Source organism: Vibrio sp. HM8-C (assembly GCF_058630515.1).
Genome location: NZ_JBMMKS010000002.1, coordinates 69,004 through 88,419, shown reverse-complemented (window position 1 = coordinate 88,419; position 19,416 = coordinate 69,004). Strand labels below are relative to the sequence as shown.

Annotated in this window: 16 protein-coding genes; 13 read left to right on the top strand and 3 right to left on the bottom strand. The window is 42.7% G+C overall.

Annotation, left to right across the window (positions count from 1 at the left end; all coding sequences use genetic code 11):
* Positions 1-98: 98 nt before the first annotated feature.
* From oppB to ACOSVQ_RS03360, 6 genes are all read left to right on the top strand, one after another.
* The gene (oppB, locus tag ACOSVQ_RS03385) at positions 99-1,019 is read left to right on the top strand and encodes an oligopeptide ABC transporter permease OppB (protein WP_102942686.1); all 921 of its coding nucleotides are present in this window, start codon (positions 99-101) and stop codon (positions 1,017-1,019) included.
* A 12-nt stretch (positions 1,020-1,031) separates the two neighbouring features.
* Positions 1,032-1,934, top strand: a complete 903-nt coding sequence (oppC, locus tag ACOSVQ_RS03380; RefSeq protein WP_491981180.1) for an oligopeptide ABC transporter permease OppC — start codon at positions 1,032-1,034, stop codon at positions 1,932-1,934.
* Positions 1,935-1,951: 17 nt separating this feature from the next.
* The gene (locus ACOSVQ_RS03375) at positions 1,952-2,923 is read left to right on the top strand and encodes an ABC transporter ATP-binding protein (protein WP_491981179.1); all 972 of its coding nucleotides are present in this window, start codon (positions 1,952-1,954) and stop codon (positions 2,921-2,923) included.
* A complete protein-coding gene (oppF, locus tag ACOSVQ_RS03370) occupies positions 2,920-3,912 on the top strand; it encodes a murein tripeptide/oligopeptide ABC transporter ATP binding protein OppF (RefSeq protein ID WP_491981178.1) in 993 nt (330 codons plus the stop codon). Before ACOSVQ_RS03375 ends, oppF begins: the two co-directional genes overlap by 4 nt.
* 151 nt (positions 3,913-4,063) lie before the next feature.
* Positions 4,064-5,452: a hypothetical protein gene (locus ACOSVQ_RS03365; protein WP_491981177.1), complete on the top strand. Its 1,389-nt coding sequence runs from the start codon at positions 4,064-4,066 to the stop codon at positions 5,450-5,452.
* Between the two features lie 118 nt (positions 5,453-5,570).
* Complete coding sequence (locus ACOSVQ_RS03360) at positions 5,571-6,515, top strand: glutathione S-transferase family protein (RefSeq protein ID WP_491981176.1); 945 nt, start codon at positions 5,571-5,573, stop codon at positions 6,513-6,515.
* A gap of 45 nt (positions 6,516-6,560) precedes the next feature.
* Here ACOSVQ_RS03360 and pta read toward each other — a convergent pair whose 3' ends face one another.
* Both pta and ACOSVQ_RS03350 read right to left on the bottom strand, forming a co-directional pair.
* The gene (gene pta, locus ACOSVQ_RS03355; RefSeq protein ID WP_491981175.1) at positions 6,561-8,705 is read right to left on the bottom strand and encodes a phosphate acetyltransferase; all 2,145 of its coding nucleotides are present in this window, start codon (positions 8,703-8,705) and stop codon (positions 6,561-6,563) included.
* 139 nt (positions 8,706-8,844) lie between these two features.
* Complete coding sequence (locus ACOSVQ_RS03350) at positions 8,845-10,041, bottom strand: acetate kinase (protein WP_491981174.1); 1,197 nt, start codon at positions 10,039-10,041, stop codon at positions 8,845-8,847.
* Positions 10,042-10,400: 359 nt separating this feature from the next.
* Between ACOSVQ_RS03350 and yfbV the strand changes: the two genes are divergently transcribed.
* From yfbV to ACOSVQ_RS03320, 6 genes are all read left to right on the top strand, one after another.
* Complete coding sequence (yfbV, locus tag ACOSVQ_RS03345; RefSeq protein WP_491981173.1) at positions 10,401-10,853, top strand: terminus macrodomain insulation protein YfbV; 453 nt, start codon at positions 10,401-10,403, stop codon at positions 10,851-10,853.
* Between the two features lie 330 nt (positions 10,854-11,183).
* Positions 11,184-12,149, top strand: a complete 966-nt coding sequence (locus ACOSVQ_RS03340) for an ABC transporter substrate-binding protein (RefSeq protein ID WP_491981172.1) — start codon at positions 11,184-11,186, stop codon at positions 12,147-12,149.
* A 64-nt stretch (positions 12,150-12,213) separates the two neighbouring features.
* Positions 12,214-13,158: an ABC transporter permease gene (locus ACOSVQ_RS03335; protein ID WP_491981171.1), complete on the top strand. Its 945-nt coding sequence runs from the start codon at positions 12,214-12,216 to the stop codon at positions 13,156-13,158.
* On the top strand, positions 13,155-13,949 hold the full coding sequence (locus tag ACOSVQ_RS03330) for an ABC transporter ATP-binding protein (protein WP_491981170.1): 795 nt from the start codon (positions 13,155-13,157) through the stop codon (positions 13,947-13,949). The genes ACOSVQ_RS03335 and ACOSVQ_RS03330 overlap by 4 nt, the downstream gene beginning before the upstream one ends.
* Before the next feature lie 133 nt (positions 13,950-14,082).
* Positions 14,083-15,933 (top strand): maltodextrin glucosidase, encoded by a 1,851-nt coding sequence (gene malZ / locus ACOSVQ_RS03325; protein WP_491981169.1) that lies wholly within the window; start codon positions 14,083-14,085, stop codon positions 15,931-15,933.
* 180 nt (positions 15,934-16,113) lie between these two features.
* Positions 16,114-17,577 (top strand): sensor domain-containing diguanylate cyclase, encoded by a 1,464-nt coding sequence (locus tag ACOSVQ_RS03320; protein ID WP_491981168.1) that lies wholly within the window; start codon positions 16,114-16,116, stop codon positions 17,575-17,577.
* A gap of 8 nt (positions 17,578-17,585) precedes the next feature.
* Here the strand turns inward: ACOSVQ_RS03320 and dusC are convergent, their stop codons facing one another.
* Entirely contained in the window at positions 17,586-18,536 is a 951-nt protein-coding gene (gene dusC / locus ACOSVQ_RS03315; RefSeq protein ID WP_491981167.1) for a tRNA dihydrouridine(16) synthase DusC, read from the bottom strand.
* A 243-nt stretch (positions 18,537-18,779) separates the two neighbouring features.
* On the opposite strand from dusC, the gene ACOSVQ_RS03310 reads away from it, so the two are divergent.
* On the top strand, positions 18,780-19,400 hold the full coding sequence (locus ACOSVQ_RS03310) for an SEC-C metal-binding domain-containing protein (protein ID WP_491981166.1): 621 nt from the start codon (positions 18,780-18,782) through the stop codon (positions 19,398-19,400).
* Positions 19,401-19,416: the final 16 nt, after the last annotated feature.

Here is a 19,416-nt window from a genome sequence, read left to right as displayed (position 1 = left end):
ACTATAATTAAGTAATATTCTGCATGTGCTTGAGGTTCGTGGATGGTACATGCAGTATTTTTTTGTTTTAAATAGTCACAGACTGGAAGAGTGAGTTTATGTTTAAATTCATTATTAGACGAGTTCTGGAAGCAATCCCTACTATGTTGGTGTTGATTACAGTATCGTTTTTTCTCATGCGTTTCGCACCAGGAAACCCTTTCTCAAGCGAGCGCGCTTTACCGCCAGAAGTAATGGCGAACATCGAAGCGAAATATGGACTTGATAAGCCTGTATTAGAGCAGTACACCACTTATCTGACCAACGTTTTACAAGGCGATTTCGGTCCTTCATTTAAGTACCTTGATTACTCGGTAAACGAGCTGATTTTTGCAGCCCTTCCTGTGTCAGCGAAAGTGGGTTTTGCCGCTTTCATCTTCACAGTAATTATGGGTGTAACGGTCGGGACACTTGCCGCATTAAGGCAAAACACTTGGCTAGACTACTCAATTATGGCCACGGCTATGATTGGTGTCGTAATGCCTTCATTCGTTCTCGCACCAGTGTTAATTTACATTTTCTCTATTAATTTAGGTTGGTTCCCTGCTGGGGGCTGGTTAGACGGGTCCTTCAAGTATATGGCTCTGCCAGTTCTTGGTATGTCTCTGCTATACGTAGCAACGTTTGCACGTATTACACGTGGTTCGATGATTGAAACTCTAAACAGTAACTTCATTCGAACTGCGCGAGCAAAAGGGTTGAGCTATCCATACATCGTTGTTAAGCACGCACTGAAACCTGCTATGTTGCCTGTTGTTTCTTATATGGGACCTGCGTTCGTAGGTATCATTACTGGTTCGGTTGTTATTGAAACCATCTTTGGTCTTCCGGGTATTGGTAAGTTGTTCGTAAACGCGGCATTTAACCGTGACTACTCTCTGGTAATGGGTGTAACCATTCTTATTGGTTTCTTATTTATCCTGTTCAACGCAATTGTAGATATCTTGTTGGCAGCGATTGACCCGAAAATTCGTTACTAAGGAAGTATTACTATGTTGACGAAAAAAGAAAATCTGGAAGCGATTGAAAAGTTTTCCGAAAATCTTGAAATCGAGGGTCGCAGCCTGTGGCAGGACGCTCGTATCCGCTTTATGCGAAATAAAGCAGCGATGGTGAGTTTATTTATTCTCATGCTGATGACGTTGGCGGTTATTTTCTTGCCAATGATTGCTCCTTTTACTTATGACGATACTGACTGGTATGCAATGCACGTTGCACCAAATGCAGAGCATTGGTTTGGTACTGACAGTCTAGGTCGTGATATCTACGTTCGTACTTTGATCGGTGGCCGAATCTCGCTGATGGTTGGTGTCATGGGCGCACTGGTTGCAGTGTTGATCGGTACGCTTTACGGCGCGGCGTCTGGTTTCATCGGTGGTCGTGTTGACCGTATCATGATGCGTATTCTTGAAATCCTATACGCAGTACCATTCATGTTCTTGGTTATCGTATTGGTAACCTTCTTTGGGCGTAATATCGTTCTGATCTTCGTCGCTATTGGTGCTATTGCGTGGCTTGATATGGCACGTATCGTACGTGGTCAAACATTAAGCCTACGTAGTAAAGAGTTTATTGAAGCTGCGCACGTATGTGGTGTCAGTAACTGGAAAATCATTACTCGTCATATCGTACCAAACGTACTAGGTATCGTAGCTGTATACTCTACGCTATTGATTCCAAGCATGATTCTGACTGAATCGTTCTTATCTTTCCTTGGTTTAGGTGTTCAAGAGCCTATGACAAGCTGGGGAGCACTGTTGCAAGAAGGTGCAAACACAATGGAAATCGCTATTTGGCAGCTTGGCTTCCCTGCGGCATTCATGGTGGTAACACTGTTCTGCTTTAACTATGTGGGTGACGGTCTACGTGACGCGCTGGATCCAAAAGACAGATAAGAATTGAGGAAGTACTAATGGCTTTATTAGATGTCAAAGACCTGCGTGTAGAGTTTACTACCCAAGATGGTATTGTTACCGCAGTTAACGATTTGAACTTCTCACTAAAACAAGGTGAGACATTAGGTATCGTTGGTGAATCAGGCTCGGGCAAATCTCAGACTGTATTCGCTATCATGGGCCTTTTGGCTAAGAACGGTATCATTTCAGGAAGCGCAAAATTCGAAGGCAAGGAGATTTTGAACTTGCCAGAGAAAGAACTGAACAAAGTTCGCGCAGAACAAATTGCGATGATTTTCCAAGATCCAATGACGTCGCTTAACCCATACATGAAAGTTAGCGATCAGTTAATGGAAGTGTTGATGCTGCACAAAGGCATGAGCAAAGCTCAGGCGTTCGAAGAGTCTGTGCGCATGCTTGAAGCGGTTAAAATACCAGAAGCTCGTAAGCGTATCACTATGTACCCACACGAGTTCTCAGGTGGTATGCGCCAGCGTGTAATGATTGCTATGGCTCTGTTATGTCGTCCTAAACTGCTGATCGCAGACGAACCGACTACAGCGCTAGATGTAACAGTACAGGCACAAATTATGGAACTGCTGAATGAACTGAAAACTGAGTTCAACACAGCGATTATCATGATTACTCACGACTTAGGTGTTGTCGCTGGTTCTTGTGACAAAGTGCTAGTGATGTACGCAGGTCGTACTATGGAATATGGCACGGTTGATGAAATTTTCTATCAACCAAGCCATCCTTACGCGGAAGGTCTGCTAAAAGCGATTCCTCGTTTGGATACAGAAGGTGATGTGTTACCAACGATTCCTGGAAACCCGCCAAACTTGCTTCGTCTACCAACAGGCTGTCCATATCAAGAGCGTTGTCATCGCGTGATGGATCGCTGTAAACGTGAAGCGCCGATCCTGACTCCATTTGGAAATGGTCGTCAACGCGCATGTTTTTCTGACTGGGAGACTTGGACGAAATGAGTGTAGATAAAAAATTACTGTTAGATGTTAAAGAGCTCAAAGTACACTTTGACATAGCAACAAAATCAGCATGGCCTTGGGCTAAGCCTCTAAAACTGAAAGCGGTTGATGGTGTTAACGTTCGCCTTTATGAAGGTGAAACGCTAGGTGTTGTGGGTGAATCTGGTTGTGGTAAGTCGACATTTGCACGTGCCATTATTGGTTTAGTGCAAGCGACTGAAGGCGAAGTCGTTTGGCTTGGTCAAGATTTAACTCGTATGCAGGAAGTGAAGCGTCGTGAAACTCGTAAAGAGATTCAGATGATCTTCCAAGACCCTCTAGCATCATTGAACCCACGTATGACAGTTGGCGACATTATTGCTGAGCCTTTACAGACTTTCTATCCGCAGCTTTCCAAGCAGGAAGTAAAAGATCGTGTAAAAGAGATGATGGCAAAAGTGGGCTTGTTACCTAACGTGATCAACCGTTATCCACACGAGTTCTCTGGTGGTCAATGTCAGCGTATTGGTATCGCACGTGCGTTGATTCTTAAGCCTAAGATGATCATCTGTGATGAACCTGTGTCGGCGCTTGATGTGTCAATTCAGGCTCAAGTTGTGAACCTTCTACAGGAACTACAACGTGAACTAGGTTTAAGCCTGGTATTTATCGCGCATGACTTGTCTGTAGTGAAACATATTTCTGATCGTGTATTGGTAATGTATTTAGGTAATGCAGTAGAGCTAGGCGAATCTGAAGCACTATTTGCAAACCCTAAACATCCGTACACCAAAGCATTGATGTCTGCGGTTCCTATTCCAGATCCAAAGCTGGAACGTTCTAAGACTATTCAAATGCTTGAAGGGGATCTGCCTTCACCAATCAACCCACCATCAGGGTGTGTTTTCAGAACTCGTTGCCCACAGGCAACAGAGATCTGTGCTCAAACGAAGCCACAAATTCAGGGTAGTGATACCCATGCAGTTTCGTGTCTACACGTTGAGATGTAAATTCAGCCTGTGACGGGCATAAGCGCGGCTTCTTTTTGAGTCGCGCTTTTTTTGTGCTCTATTTAACTGATTTAAATAGCAAACATCGCTAATAGTGAATAAGTGAGCAATACTTTAATTCATTGAAACTACATAAGGATTGTGTCGTTTGATGAATAATACGTTTGCACCAACTGTTATCGAAAAAATACTGCTATCTACTATCTATATTGGTTTCGGCATATTGTGTTTCAATATTGTAATGCCGATAGATAACGCAGTAATGTTATATGATGCTAAGCGTTTTTTTAACTTATCTGCTGTCGCAATTTTCTCACTGTTAATACTTCTTCTGCCTAGTCTTCGACAATCCATATCAAGCAGTTTTTCCCTTTTAAGTGGAAATACAAAGTGGATGATTATTCTATTCTTAATACTAGTTTTGTTATCGGATGCATTTAACTCGGGTTCATGGGGAAGTTCATTCGTATACGACTTTTATTTTTTTGGAATGATTTTCCTAATGTTTTTCTTTTTGCGTTGTTATCGCAAAGACAAAAGTGGTTATTTCTTTATCGGGCAAATCATAACGATTGGATTGTTTTTGAGTGTGTCGGTTGCATTCTACTATCGTGTAAAGCTGGATTTGGAGGTTAATTATCACACAATACTGAGCTTCGTGAATCCAAGGTTTATTAACCAAGTTCAAGTTTGGTTGATTATCCCATTAGCTTATGTGTCCGTGATAAAACAACTAAGACAGAAAAGTAGCCGTTTCTATACAATATTGTTAGTCCTGAATATCTCTATTGCATTCACACTTGATGCTAGAGGATTATTATTATCAATTCTTAGCGGGTTTCTATTAATATTACTACTTGAAAAAAAGAATCGATTAGTTTGGTTAAGACTATTTATCGTATCTATTACGAGTGGTGCATCGATATCGCTCGTATTCTTTAAATTTTTGCCAATTTATGTTTTAGGGCAACAACTAGGTCTTCCTGAAATAAGAACATCGACATCAGATCGATTGGAGCTATGGGAGAGTGCTTTATTCGGCAGTAATTTTTGGGGTAATGGTGGAGGCAGCTTCGTTTGTGATGGATTTGCTTTTGGGCATCCACACAATTCAATACTTACTGTGTTATATCACTGGGGTGTGCTTCCGACGATTATTTACATTAGCTTATCTTTAATGCTGCTTTACAAGGTGTGTAAAAGCCAATTTCGATTGAATCGCATTTTAGGTGTGAGTCTATTAACTGGCCTTCTATATAGTTTGCTTTCCGGAGTTTTTGTCATGCCGTTGAGCCAACTTATGGCTGTCATGTCCTTTGGGGTTTATTGGGCGTCTTACAAATCACAATCAAAAGCATGTGCTGATGTGCCAATATGGCAAAAAATTTTGCTTATTGTAATGGCAAGTGGGGTACTTGCATCGACAATTTATATTTCGTATGAACGAATCGTTTTTTACCAAAATGAAGACATTTATGAGCTTTTCAAAACTGAGAGATTAACGGTTGAAAATTGGATTGGGTACAGTTGTTTAAGATAATCAGAAAGCCCAATAAACCTTCAAAAAATTCGAATGACTAAGCCAAAACCCTTCGGGTGAGTGTTGTACCCTATCAACTATAATGACCCAGAAGTTAAAAATAGAGATGGGGTGAGTGATGGGTAGATTGGTTGAAGGTGTCTGGCAAGATGTGTGGTATGACACCAAAAGTAATGGCGGAAAATTCATTCGAGAAGACGCAGGATTTCGAGATTGGATAGACAGCAGACCCAACTCTCAGTTTCAACCTGAAGCTGGTCGTTATCACTTATATGTCTCTCTTGCTTGTCCTTGGGCACACCGTACGCTGATATTCAGAGAGCTGAAGCAGCTGCAAGATATTATCGACGTGACGATTGTTTGCCCTGATATGCTCCATGAAGGCTGGAAGTTCGGCATTCCTGAACCTCTTTTCGGGCATACCAAACTTCACCAAATCTATACACAAGCTAAGCCTGATTATACAGGACGCGTGACAGTACCTGTATTGTGGGACAAAAAGTATCAAACTATTGTCAGCAATGAATCGTCTGAAATTATTCGTATGTTTAACCGCTCATTTAACGAACTAACCGGTAACCAAGAAGACTATTATCCCGATTCGTTACGTAGTGTTATCGATGAGTGGAATGACTATATTTACCCGAATATCAATAATGGTGTTTATCGATGTGGCTTTGCTACTACTCAGGAAGCATATGAAGAGGCTTACGAGTCATTGTTTGAAGCTTTAGATAAGGTAGATGAACATTTATCGCGTAATAGATATCTTGCTGGCACGAGTATTACAGAAGCGGACTGGCGTCTGTTTACCACACTTGTCCGATTTGATGCGGTATATGTTGGTCACTTCAAGTGTAACAAGAAAAGAATCTCAGACTATCCGAATTTGAATGGTTATCTGAAAGAGCTATACCAAGTTCCAGGTGTAAAAGGAACTACCGATTTCTATCATATTAAGCGCCACTACTATTTTAGCCATACCAGTATTAATCCTACACAAGTCGTGCCAGTAGGCCCTGATTTGGATTTGGAGTCACCTCATGGTCGAAACCAGATATAAAAAAGCCGCGACATATGTCGCGGCTTAACTATCAGACAGTGAAGACTATTTTGCTTCTTGGTCTGCTTGGATAGCTGTAAGAGCGATTGTGTACACGATGTCGTCCACTAGCGCACCACGAGATAGGTCGTTAACAGGCTTACGCATACCTTGTAGCATTGGACCGATAGAGACTAGATCCGCAGAACGTTGTACCGCTTTATAAGTCGTGTTACCCGTGTTTAGGTCTGGGAATACGAATACAGTAGCTTTACCTGCAACTGGAGAGTTAGGAGCTTTAGAAGCTGCTACGTTTTCCATGATTGCTGCGTCGTACTGTAGAGGACCATCGATCATTAGATCAGGGCGTTTCTCTTGAGCAATACGAGTTGCTTCACGTACTTTATCAACGTCAGCACCCTTACCAGATTCACCAGTAGAGTATGAAATCATTGCAACACGTGGGTCGATACCAAATGCTGCTGCAGAGTCAGCAGATTGGATAGCGATTTCAGCAAGTTGTTCAGCTGTTGGATCTGGGTTGATTGCACAGTCACCGTATACCAATACTTGATCAGGCAATAGCATGAAGAAGATTGAAGATACGATAGACGCATTTGGTGCAGTCTTGATGATTTGGAACGGAGGAACGATAGTGTTCGCTGTTGTGTGCACAGCACCAGACACTAGACCGTCAACTTCGTTAGCTTCAAGCATCATTGTGCCTAGGAAAACTGAATCTTCCAGTTTTTCACGAGCAACAACTTCTGTCATACCTTTCGAGCCACGCAGCTCTACAAGACGAGCAACGTAGTTTTCACGAACTGAATCTGCGTCAATGATTTCAACGCCAGCACCTAGCTCAACGCCTTGTTGCGCTGCAACGCGACGGATTTCGTCAGGGTTACCTAATAGTACACACGTTGCGATACCGCGCTCAGCACAGATAGCCGCAGCTTTTACTGTACGTGGCTCATCACCTTCAGGAAGAACGATACGCTTACCTGCACGACGAGCAAATTCTGTTAACTGGTAACGGAATGCTGGTGGGCTTAGACGACGGATACCTTGAGTGCCTTCAGATAGAGAGTCGATCCAAGGGCCATCAATGTGGCTTGCTACGTGTTCACTGATGAACTCGATACGCTCTTTATCGTCAGCAGGTACTTCTAGGCTGAAGCTTTGTAGGTTCAGAGAAGTCTGCCAAGTGTTACCCTGTGCTTTGAAAATTGGTAGACCAGAATCAAAGGCAGGTTTACATAGGTCAACGATTTCTGAAGGGATATCGTAACCGCCAGTAAGAAGTACCGCACCGATTTCAACACCGTTCATTGCTGCTAGAGATGCTGCAACGATTACGTCAGGACGGTCTGCTGAAGTTACTAATAGAGAACCAGGTTTGAAGTGTTCAATCATGTGAGGAATTGAACGCGCACAGAAAGTGATGCTCTTGATACGGCGAGTTTTGATTTCACCTGCGTTAATGACTTCAGCATTTAGGTGCTTAGCCATATCGATTGCGCGTGTCGCGATCAATTCGATGTTCCATGGCACACAGCCTAGAACACGGATAGGGCTAGTATTGAAGATCTGCATCACTTCAAGATTAGTTTGAATCGCACTATCTGCATCATCGAACATTTCTGATAGATCTGGACGAGTACGGCCAGCTTCATCAACAGGAGCGTTAAGCTTGTTGATGATTACACCTTTAATGTTCTTGTTCTTAGTACCGCCAAAGTTTGAACAAGCGATTTCAATACGCTCTTTCAACTGTGTTGGGTTATTTGTACCAGGAGTCGCAACGAACACGATTTCAGCGCCAAGTGTAGCCGCAATCTCAGCGTTCACTTGGTTAGCGAATGGGTGCTTACGAGTAGGTACTAGACCTTCAATTAGAGTAACTTCTGAATCGCTGTTGATTTGGTTGTAACGCTCAACGATAGTCTCAAGTAGCTCGTCCATTTTCTCAGAGCCGATTAGAGTCTCAGCTGTAGACATTGCTAGAGGTTCAGCAATTTTGAGATCGCTGTTACGACCGATGATAGTAGAAGTTAGATCTGGTTGATCTTCACCACTGCGTGGTTGGGCAATAGGCTTGTAGAAAGAAACGTTTACGCCTTTACGCTCCATAGCGCGTAAAATACCCATGCTCACACTGGTTAAACCCACACCAGCACTGATTGGGATAAGCATAATAGTACGGGACATCTGTAAGGTACCTCAAACTATTGGATGCAATCTAAGATATAGATTGGATTGATATAAAGCCTAGTTAATGATTCAAGCGAGAATAAAAGCTAGGCCCCTATAGAAATCTGGCTAACCGTTTGGTTAGCCAGTTTGAAACTTAAAGACCTGCTAGAGCTGCGGTATCTTCAGCAATTACTAACTCTTCGTTAGTAGAAATAACCATCGCTGGGATGCGGCTGTCAGCTGTAGTGATAACACCTTCACCACCGAAGCGAGCTTTTAGGTTACCTTCGCTGTCTACTTTGATACCAAAGATAGCTAGACGGTTAAGAACCATTTCACGGATTGGTGCAGAGTTTTCACCGATACCACCAGTGAACACGATAGCGTCTAGACGACCGTCTAGGCTTGCAGTGTAACCAGCTACGTATTTAGCTAGACGGTGGCAGAATACATCCATCGCACGCGTTGCTTCTTCTTTAGTACCGTAGTTGTCTTCAACGAAACGACAGTCAGAAGTCACTTCAGTTAGACCTAGAAGACCAGACTCTTTAGTTAGCATGTTGTTGATTTGCTCAACTGAGTAACCTAGAGCGTCGTGTAGGTGGAAAATGATTGCAGGATCGATGTCACCACAACGAGTACCCATCACAAGACCTTCAAGAGGAGTCATACCCATTGAAGTGTCTACTGATTCACCGTTTTTAATTGCACATACAGATGCGCCGTTACCTAGGTGACAGTTAATGATGTTTAGTTCGTTAGCTGGCTTACCTAGACGCTCAGCTGCTTCGCGAGCGATAAATAGGTGAGAAGTACCGTGCATGCCGTAACGACGAACACCGTGCTCTTTGTAAAGTTTGTATGGAAGTGCGTATAAGAACGCTTCTTCAGGCATCGTTTGGTGGAAAGCTGTGTCAAATACAGCAACGTTTTTCAGTGCTGGGAACGCTTTCTGTGCCGCTTTAATACCGATGATGTGTGCTGGGTTGTGAAGAGGTGCTAGTGTTGAGCAGTCTTCGATACCTTTAAGTACTGCATCGTCGATCAGAGCAGATTTAGTAAACTTCTCGCCGCCGTGTACAACACGGTGACCGATAGCTTTAAGTTGTGCAGCAAGTTCTGGCTTAGAAGCAAGAATAGTTTCTACGATGAAAGATAGAGCTTCATCGTGTGCTGCGCCTTCACCTAGTTGTGCTTCGTGCTTACCATCAAGTTTCCACTTGATACGTGCTTCTGGAAGGTGTAAACATTCTGCAAGACCAGAAAGATGCTCGTCGCCGTTTTGTGCATCGACAACAGCGAATTTAAGTGAAGAACTACCGCAGTTTAAAACTAAAACTAGCTTAGACATGAGTGACTACCTGTAATAATCGGTTAGGACAAAATCAATGACAAGAATAGTAGATGCATAAGCAATTGGTACTAATCTTAATCAATAAAGCTTTAACTTCCCTATCTTGAGACGAGACTTCGTCATTGAAATCGTCTGCTGCTTTCCTTGCAGATTAGTCTGAAAGTTGCCTAAATTGTAAATAACGGCAACAATGAGATTGAGAGTCCGCAAAGGATAGCGATAATGGGGTAATATAACAAAAAAAATTTGAAACAATATTAGCTTTTATCAAATTTTTACGTTATTCGTTGAACTATTCAACTATTTTTTAGCGAATTCGCCCAAAAGAGGCGATAACAAGAGAGTGAGGAAGTGGTATGAGTAATCGTGTCAGTATCATCCACAGCTTGAAAGATGGTCAAAAGTACATGCAAGTTTGGCCTATGCGGAAAGAGTTAAACCTCCTATTTCCGGAGGCGCGAATCATTAAAGCCACGCGCTTTGGTATCAAAGTGATGCCAGCTGTTGCTGCGATTAGCGTGTTAACTCAGATGAGTTTCCACAATGTTCAAGCTATGCCACAAGCTGTTGTTGTAGCTTTATTTGCTATCAGTCTTCCTTTACAAGGTATGTGGTGGCTAGGACACAGAGCGAATACCCAGTTGCCTCCTGCTCTTGCTGGTTGGTATCGCGAAATACATGCAAAGATTATTGAAACCGGTTCGGCTCTAGAACCGATAAAATCCAAACCTAGATATAAAGAGTTGGCGATGGTTCTTAACAGAGCATTCCGTCAGCTTGATAAAACCGCGTTAGAACGCTGGTTCTAATTAAGAAATAGTTGAAAAGCTCTAGTGCAAAATCTAAATAATTTTGCACTAGAGCTTTTTCGTTTCTGTTTGCCTAGCTTTTATAAAGATAAGGCGTTGCAGTTTTTCTCTCGTTACAATGACTAAAAATTACTCACCGTTTATGTTCATTTCCCTAGTGAACTCAAGATACTGTTTCTTCCTCTCTTTTTGTTATTTCGCTGTTAAATGTTTCTTCCCTTTACGCATACTTACTGGTAATAATGTTGGTAAGTGCATGCTAATTGCACACTAACTAAAAAAACATCACACAACATCAAATAACAATATGCTTTAAATCAAGGAGTTAAGATGAAAGCAAGCAAGGTCATTGCTACCGCCGTTCTAGCCGGAGCTGCATTACTTTCTTCCCACAGCATTATGGCTAAAACCGCTAAAGTTGCGGTTTCGCAAATCGTTGAACACCCAGCACTCGATGCAACACGTCAAGGTCTACTTGATGGCCTAAAAGCAAAAGGCTATGAAGAGGGCAAAAACCTAGAATTTGATTTCAAAACAGCACAAGGTAACCCTGCTATTGCAGTACAAATTGCTCGTCAATTTGTTGGTGAAAATCCTGATGTGCTTGTTGGTATTGCAACGCCAACTGCTCAAGCGCTAGTGTCGGCAACTAAAACTATCCCAGTGGTATTTACTGCGGTTACAGATCCAGTAGGCGCTAAACTAGTTTCTACAATGGAACAACCAGGAAAGAACGTTACTGGTCTTTCTGATCTTTCTCCAGTTGAGCAACACGTTGAGCTAATTAAAGAAATTATGCCAAACGTGAAATCTATCGGTGTGGTTTACAACCCAGGTGAAGCAAATGCAGTGAGTTTGATGGAACTGTTAAAAGCTTCAACACAAAAACATGGCATCACTCTAGTAGAAGCAACTGCACTGAAAAGTGCTGATGTTCAGTCAGCAACACAAGCTATCTCTGCTAAATCTGACGTTATTTATGCACTTATCGACAATACAGTTGCAAGTGCAATCGAAGGTATGATCGTTGCTGCAAACCAAGCTAAAACGCCAGTGTTTGGCGCTGCGACTTCATATGTAGAACGTGGTGCGGTAGCAAGCCTTGGTTTCGACTACTACCAAATTGGTGTTCAAACTGCAGATTATGTAGCGGCAATCTTGGAAGGTGCTGCTCCTGGCTCTCTAGACGTTAAAGTTGCTAAAGGTTCTGATTTAGTTATCAACAAGACTGCGGCAGACAAGCTAGGTCTAGAAATTCCTAAATCTGTTATGGATCGCGCAACAAGCGTTAAATAGAACCATTGTTAAAAGAGTTGGCGTAGTAATACGCCAACTTCATTAAGCAGAGAAGGGAGTTTGTATGTCTGCTTTTGCCTTTTTTGGCGCCTTAGAGGTTGGCCTTATCTACGGTCTGGTGGCACTGGGTGTTTACCTGACTTTCCGAGTTCTTGATTTCCCAGATCTGAGTGTTGACGGTAGTTTCCCTATGGGCGCTGCTGTAGCCGCAACAGCGATTGTTGCTGGCATCGACCCATGGATTGCAACCGGCTTAGCGATTATCGCTGGTGCGGCAACAGGTTGGGTTACTGCATTCCTAACGGTTCGTTGTGGAATACTTCACCTGTTAGCTTCAATTCTGACCATGATTGCTGCGTTCTCAATCAATATCCGCATTATGGGACGCCCCAACTTAGCTCTATTAGGTGAAGATACTATCCTGACACCATTCGAATCCATGGGTGATCCTATGTTGATTCGTCCTCTGGTTGTTGCGGTATTAGTACTGATTTCGGCGTTGTTTGTTGTTCGTTTGTTGAACAGTGACTTTGGTTTGGGTCTTCGTGCAACGGGTGTTAACGCTCGCATGGTTGCAGCGCAAGGTGCAAGCACTGCCTTTTACACTTATTTTTGTTTAGCACTTTCAAACGGTTTTGTTGGTTTCGCTGGCGCTTTGTTTGCACAAACAAACAGTTTCGCTGACGTAACTTCTGGCGTGGGTACAATCGTCGTTGGTTTGGCGGCTGTAATCCTTGGTCAGACACTGATTCCTGGTCGTAAAATTTGGGTGGCAGTAACGGCAGTTATTGTTGGTTCTGTTCTTTATCGTTTAGCAGTAGCGTTTGCACTAAGTTCTGGAATGTTTGGTTTACAAGCATCTGATTTGAACTTGGTTACAGCAGTGCTCGTTGCTTTGGCTTTAATCATGCCAAGAATGAAAAGGAACCGAAAGCCAAAAAAGGGTAGTGCACCTGCTGAGAAGTCGGTTGTATCTAAGCAGGTAAAGGCGTCAGGAGAAGTATTATGATCCGTTTAGAAGATATTCAAGTTACATTTAATCCTGGCACTATCCTTGAGAACCGTGCGTTAAGAAGCGTGAATCTGCAAGTGCCAGAACACCAGTTTCTTACTGTTATCGGCTCAAATGGTGCAGGTAAATCAACGCTATTAGGTGCTGTAACTGGCGAAACTCCGATGGTTGGCGGTAAAGTCAACATTGATGATATTGACGTAACTCGCCGCAGTGTCGATCAACGTGCGAGTTTATGTGCTCGTGTATTCCAGGACCCACTTGCGGGTACTTGTGGCGCGTTGACGATTGAAGAAAACATGGCGCTTGCTTACATGCGTGGTAAACGTCGTGGTTGGAAACATTCTCTTTCAACCAATCGCCGTAAACTGTTTCAAGAGCGAATCAGTATTCTTGGCTTAGGTTTGGAAGATCGTCTTGGTGATAACATCGGTTTGTTGTCTGGTGGTCAACGTCAGGCAGTAAGCCTTGTGATGGCAACTCTTTCTGACAGTAAACTATTGTTACTCGATGAACACACGGCAGCACTCGACCCACGTATGGCGGCATTCATTATCGACTTAACTAAAAAGATCGTTAAAGAGTTTAACCTAACTGTAATGATGGTGACGCACTCAATGAAAGATGCGTTAGCGTGCGGTGACAGAACGGTGATGTTGCACCAAGGTGAAATCGTTCTGGATGTTTCAGGTGAACAACGTGCCAATATGCAGGTTCCAGATTTGCTTGAGATGTTCTCAAAAGTTCGTGGTGAAGAATTATCTGACGATAGCCTGCTACTGAACTAATTCCTAAGCTCATCCTACTAAACGTGATCCTCCTTACATTATGCGTAAATCGCAATTTGTGTAAGGAGGATTTTTCTTTTTAAACAACGAGGTAAGTTAACTAACAACTAGATTTATAGATCAGGGAAAAATCATGTCCTTACCTTACGCTTTTCACTCTCAAACATCTGATGGTCTTACCTATGGAGATGGCCAACTTACTCTCATCTTAAATACGGAGTCTGATTTGTTTAATAAGGTTTATGTTCGCCATGAGCCTGACAATGAAGAATCTCTAGTTGAAATGAAGCCCTTTGCGAAAAAAGGCCGGTTAACTCAGTGGATCGCGACAATCCCTGTTAATCCTGATAAATCACTAACGCACTATGTGTTTAAGATGCTGCAAGTGGATAAGCAACATTGGCTTGATGCGAGAGGGGTTCAAAGCAGGATCCCGCCTCGTGAATATCATTTCAAATATGACGCGCTTCACCAGCCTCCTGAGTGGGTGAAAGAACAGATATTTTATCAAATATTTCCTGACCGCTTCTGCAACGGTAACCCTGATATTAGTGTAAAAACAAACGAGTATCCGGTTAGAGGTGGCAAACGTACTGTGATAGCCAAACAGTGGGGAGATCCAGTTAGCTCACACGATTCTCATGGTTCGTTGGAATTTTATGGTGGTGACTTAGCGGGAGTTCGTAGCAAATTAGACTATCTACAGAAGCTAGGTATTACCACTGTCTACCTTAATCCGATATTTACCTCACTAAGTAACCATAAATATGACACTACGGATTACTTCAATGTCGATCCACATCTTGGAACCAACGAAGAGTTTGCTCAGCTATGTGAAGAGATTCATCGGCGCGGAATGAAGGTGGTTTTGGACGCGGTTTTTAATCACACATCAGCTGAACATCCTTGGTTTGACCGTTTTAACCACTATGTTAATGGTGCGTACTCTTCGGAAAGTTCACCTTATCGTGACTACTATTTGTTTGATCAGAATAATCACTATGCTTGCTGGAAAGGTGTAGAGAATTTACCTGTTTTGAATTTTCTCAACCCAAAAGTGCGTGAGTATATCTATCAGGGGAACGACTCTGTTATTAAACATTGGTTGCGCCCACCATATTCAATCGATGGCTGGCGTTTCGATGTGATTCATATGCTTGGGGAAGGTGCTGGGGCCGTCAACAACGCTTATTACGTGAAAGAATTTCGCCAAGCAGCAAAGAGTGAAAATCAACAAGCCTATGTCTTAGGTGAACACTTCTTTGAAGCGACGCAATGGTTACAAGGCGACCAAGAAGATGGTGCGATGAACTACTATGGGTTTGCCCACCCTGTACGCGCTTGGTTAACCGGAAAAGATATTGCGTATGACCCAATCGCAATAAGTGCTAACGAATTTGTTGAGTGGATTTTAGAAGCACAAGCAAAAGTGCCTTGGTCGAATCAATTGACTCAACTGAACCAACTAGACAGTCACGATACCATGCGTTGGGCAACCTTAGTGGATGGTAACGAAGCTCTGATGGATATCGGACTCGTATTTCTGATGACGATGGTTGGCACACCTTGTGTTTACTATGGGACTGAGGTTGGGTTGCAAGGTGGATTAGACCCCGACAACCGTCGTTGCTTCCCATGGCAAGAAATTGAAAATTCAGCGCAACTTGGCCGATTCAAGAAGTTGGTTGCGTTGAGACGGAAACATTTGGCATTACAACAGGGTGCTTTACAAATTCTGCATGTTGAAGCGAGCTGCATTGTATACGCGCGTGTTTATGGTGATGACGTGTTCGTAGTTGTAGTGAATGCGGCGAACACTTCTATTCGCGTATCAATACCTGTTTGGAAGCTAGGTTTGGAGAGCGTCAAAGCACAAAGTGTTACGTCAACCGATGAATTTGATGTTGTCGACGGAATGCTGGAGCTAGAAATGAAAAGTAAAAATTATCAATTATTTGCATTGTTATCTTTGGATGACATTTAAGAAATTTCAGCGTCTGATGAGAGAATGACTAGTTTTTGTATGTTGTATTATTGAGATAAATATCAAACAGTCACAGTGAGTTTTGATAACGATACAATATGCATATATAAATGGTGTGAAGTGTACTAATCTATTGCTTAAACGAATTTCCTTACTTTGTTTTAAGACGAAGAAAAGTATATGAAACCCAAAAAAAACTATAAAAAAACAGTCATTTTTGTCCCTTTAGTTTTGGTTATTGCAGTTATTGCAGTGATGGCTTATTCCTATCTGATGGTGCTCAATCAACAGATTCGAACCGAGTACCGAAACGTCAACGTCATGCTACAAAGAGCTGGCAAGATTCTGGTGGCACTTGACTATGGTTTCACCAGTTACTATGAAACCTCTCTAACTGCGAGCGCAGATTTCAACATCGAAGTGGTTGAAGGCGTGTGCCAGTTATCTCCGAAAGAATCGTTGATGTTGACACAAAATCTCGCTCACTCATCCCCGCCAATTAACATCAGTTATATGATGGTGGGCGACGAAAAATACTGTAATGTCGAAAGTGATGTGACAGAGCTTGCGTTAAGAAAAGTGACTCTGGCGCCAATCATTTCATTCCTGCATGACCTCGACGACTATGTTATCGGCGTTCACTATCTTGATGACCATGGATTTATCATTTCTTCTCCGAAGGAAGCAATCCAAGGTATCACTCAAGAGCAGTTGAATACCATTCGCCTAAAGACGTTTTGGCAAGAGGCCGCGCAAAATCCCGATGTTATATCTGTTATTGGGCCTAGTGCATTTAGCGAAGTATTGATGCAACGTAACAACATGACACTCGCAATGCCTGTGTTTGAGAATAAAGAGTTCCAAGGTGTAGTTGTTCTGGATGTCAGTGTTGATAAGCTAATCGGAGATTTATCTCCAGTAGCTGGCAAACTAAGGCTTGTTCGCTCTGAGTCTTTGCCTTTAGATAGCTCGGTTTATCTCCCCCATAAACTGAATGTCAGTTATACCAACATGGATCACTATCTTTACTACCACTGGGATTGGAAAAATGAGCTAAGCCAATTTGTCAGTGAAATGAGTATGGGGATTACCGTCGTATTCCTTGCGTATTTAGTGACTGTCATAGGTGCATTACATCTTGGTACGAGAGTAGAAAAAAACTATTACGAGAACTTAGCATCCCACGATCCGATGACTGGTGTTTTGAATCGTCGCGGTATGGAAGAATTTTTGAAGGACAGAGAACACAACACCTATCTGTCTATCGCCGTATTTGATATCGATAATTTTAAATCCATCAACGACACCTATGGTCACGATATCGGTGATAACGTGATTTGCTATTTGGGTGAGCAGATAGAAAAGAGCATCCGCAGTACTGATGCTGTTGCACGATTTGGCGGTGAAGAATTTGTGATTTATCTAACGGGTGACGACCGAGACGTGCTCAAGAAAATCATGTTACGCGTTAAAGATGCCATAACAGAAAAATCTTCTGGTGTAGTGGAGCGAGGCTTCACAGTGTCTGGCGGTGTTGAGATTATTGAAAGTGCGGAAGGCTGCGATTTCGATAAGCTATTCAAAATCGCAGATGAGAAACTTTATGAAGCTAAAACTACCGGCAAAAACAAGCTGGTGTTTTAGGTAAACTGTTATGCGTAAAGTGAATCTCTATAGCGTCTTAAATGATCAACCATGGCTTCAACGTCATTTTTGACGCGTATTTCTCTAAATAAGTCTGCTGCGTCAGGGTAAGCCTGGCGCAAGTATGAAAACCACTGTTTCACTCGGTTTGGGTAGTATTTGGCTTTATCGCCGTTGACTTCGAATTCAGAGTATTTAATCAGTAGCTCCACAACCTCATTCCAAGACATAGCTTCATGGTTGTGTTTGACCATATTGCCTAAGTTCGGAATGTTTAACGCACCACGGCAAACCATAAGTGAATCGACACCTGTGGTCTTTATGCAATCCTGACCATCTTGATAGCTCCACACTTCACCATTAGCAATGAGAGGAACAGACGTCTTCTGGCGGATTTTATCAATATATTCCCACTTGATTTCACTTGCCTTGTATCCACCCATCTTGGTTCTGGCGTGAACCGTTAATTCATCAGCTTTAGCTTGGGATACGGCATCGACAATTTCAAAGCAGTCATCAGGATTTTCCCAACCAAGACGAATTTTTGCTGAGACAGGAATATGAGCTGGAACTGCCTCTCGGCAGGCTTTTACAACTTGGTAAATAAGCTCAGGTTGTTGTAATAATGCAGCGCCGCCTTTGCTTTTATTGACGGTTTTCGCTGGGCAACCGAAGTTTAGGTCGATGCCATATGCGCCGAGGCTAGCCGCGCGAACGGCATTTTCTGCCATCCATACAGGCTCTTGGCCAAGCAATTGAACTTTGACAGGCACGCCAGATTTCGTCGCAGAATCTTGCTTAAGTTCAGGACAAAGACGATAGAACATATGATCAGGTAGCGTTTGGTCGATAACACGCACAAACTCAGTAACACAGAAATCATAGTCATTAATTTCTGTCAGCATTTCGCGCATCAGGCTATCTAATACGCCCTCCATAGGGCCTAAAACAACTCGCATACTTAGGATCTTTTTACTACCGTCAAAAATGGAGGCGAGATTGTAGTGGTATAGCGAAGAAATGTCACGAAAACCGGACTATACCTTTTGTAATCGACGTGATGAAAAAGCACTAAATTGGCTCATCTTGCTCTGCAGCATATCGTCGAGAAACAACTTAGGGATATCCGCACAAGAACTTATCGTGCAGTTCAGGTTATAATGCGCCAATAATCAAAACTATCAGAAGCTAAAAGAGTTTAAATGACTTATCAATTTGTGAATTTGAGTTCAATAGAATGCAGTGAATCACCTGCATTTATCGAGGGTGTTGTTCTGGCTGCTAATTTAGCCACCAAGCCTTTAGATCCTGAATCGTGGCTGAGTTCGGTTTTTGGAGAGCAAGCTGAAAACCTTAAGACGCTCATTACTGATCAAATCAACGCACAATATCATGAGCTAAAGCTTAACGAATATGGCTTGCATGCAAAGTTAGAACAGCAAGAGTCAGGCTTCGATGAATCGTTAGCGGATTTTGCCGAAGGCTTCATGACGTTGTGGCCTACCATCGAACCGTTTTGGCAAGAAGTTGTCACGTCTGATGGCTCTATTCGAATGCTCCAAGCACTGCTGACAACCTTGATGCTTGCAATTGATGAAGAGCAGACGCATCAACAGATGAAAGAAGCTGGCTTTACTGATGTGCCTAAGCTTGAAAACATGGTGAAACAACTTGATTTGATGATTCATGAAGTCGCTTTAGCGGCGGATGAAGCTATGATTGGTGCTAAAAGCCAAAACGTTAATCCCTATAAAAGTATCGGTCGTAACGAAATCTGCCCATGTGGAAGCGGTAAAAAGTTTAAGCACTGTTGCGGGAACTAAGCTTTTTTCTGTGGTA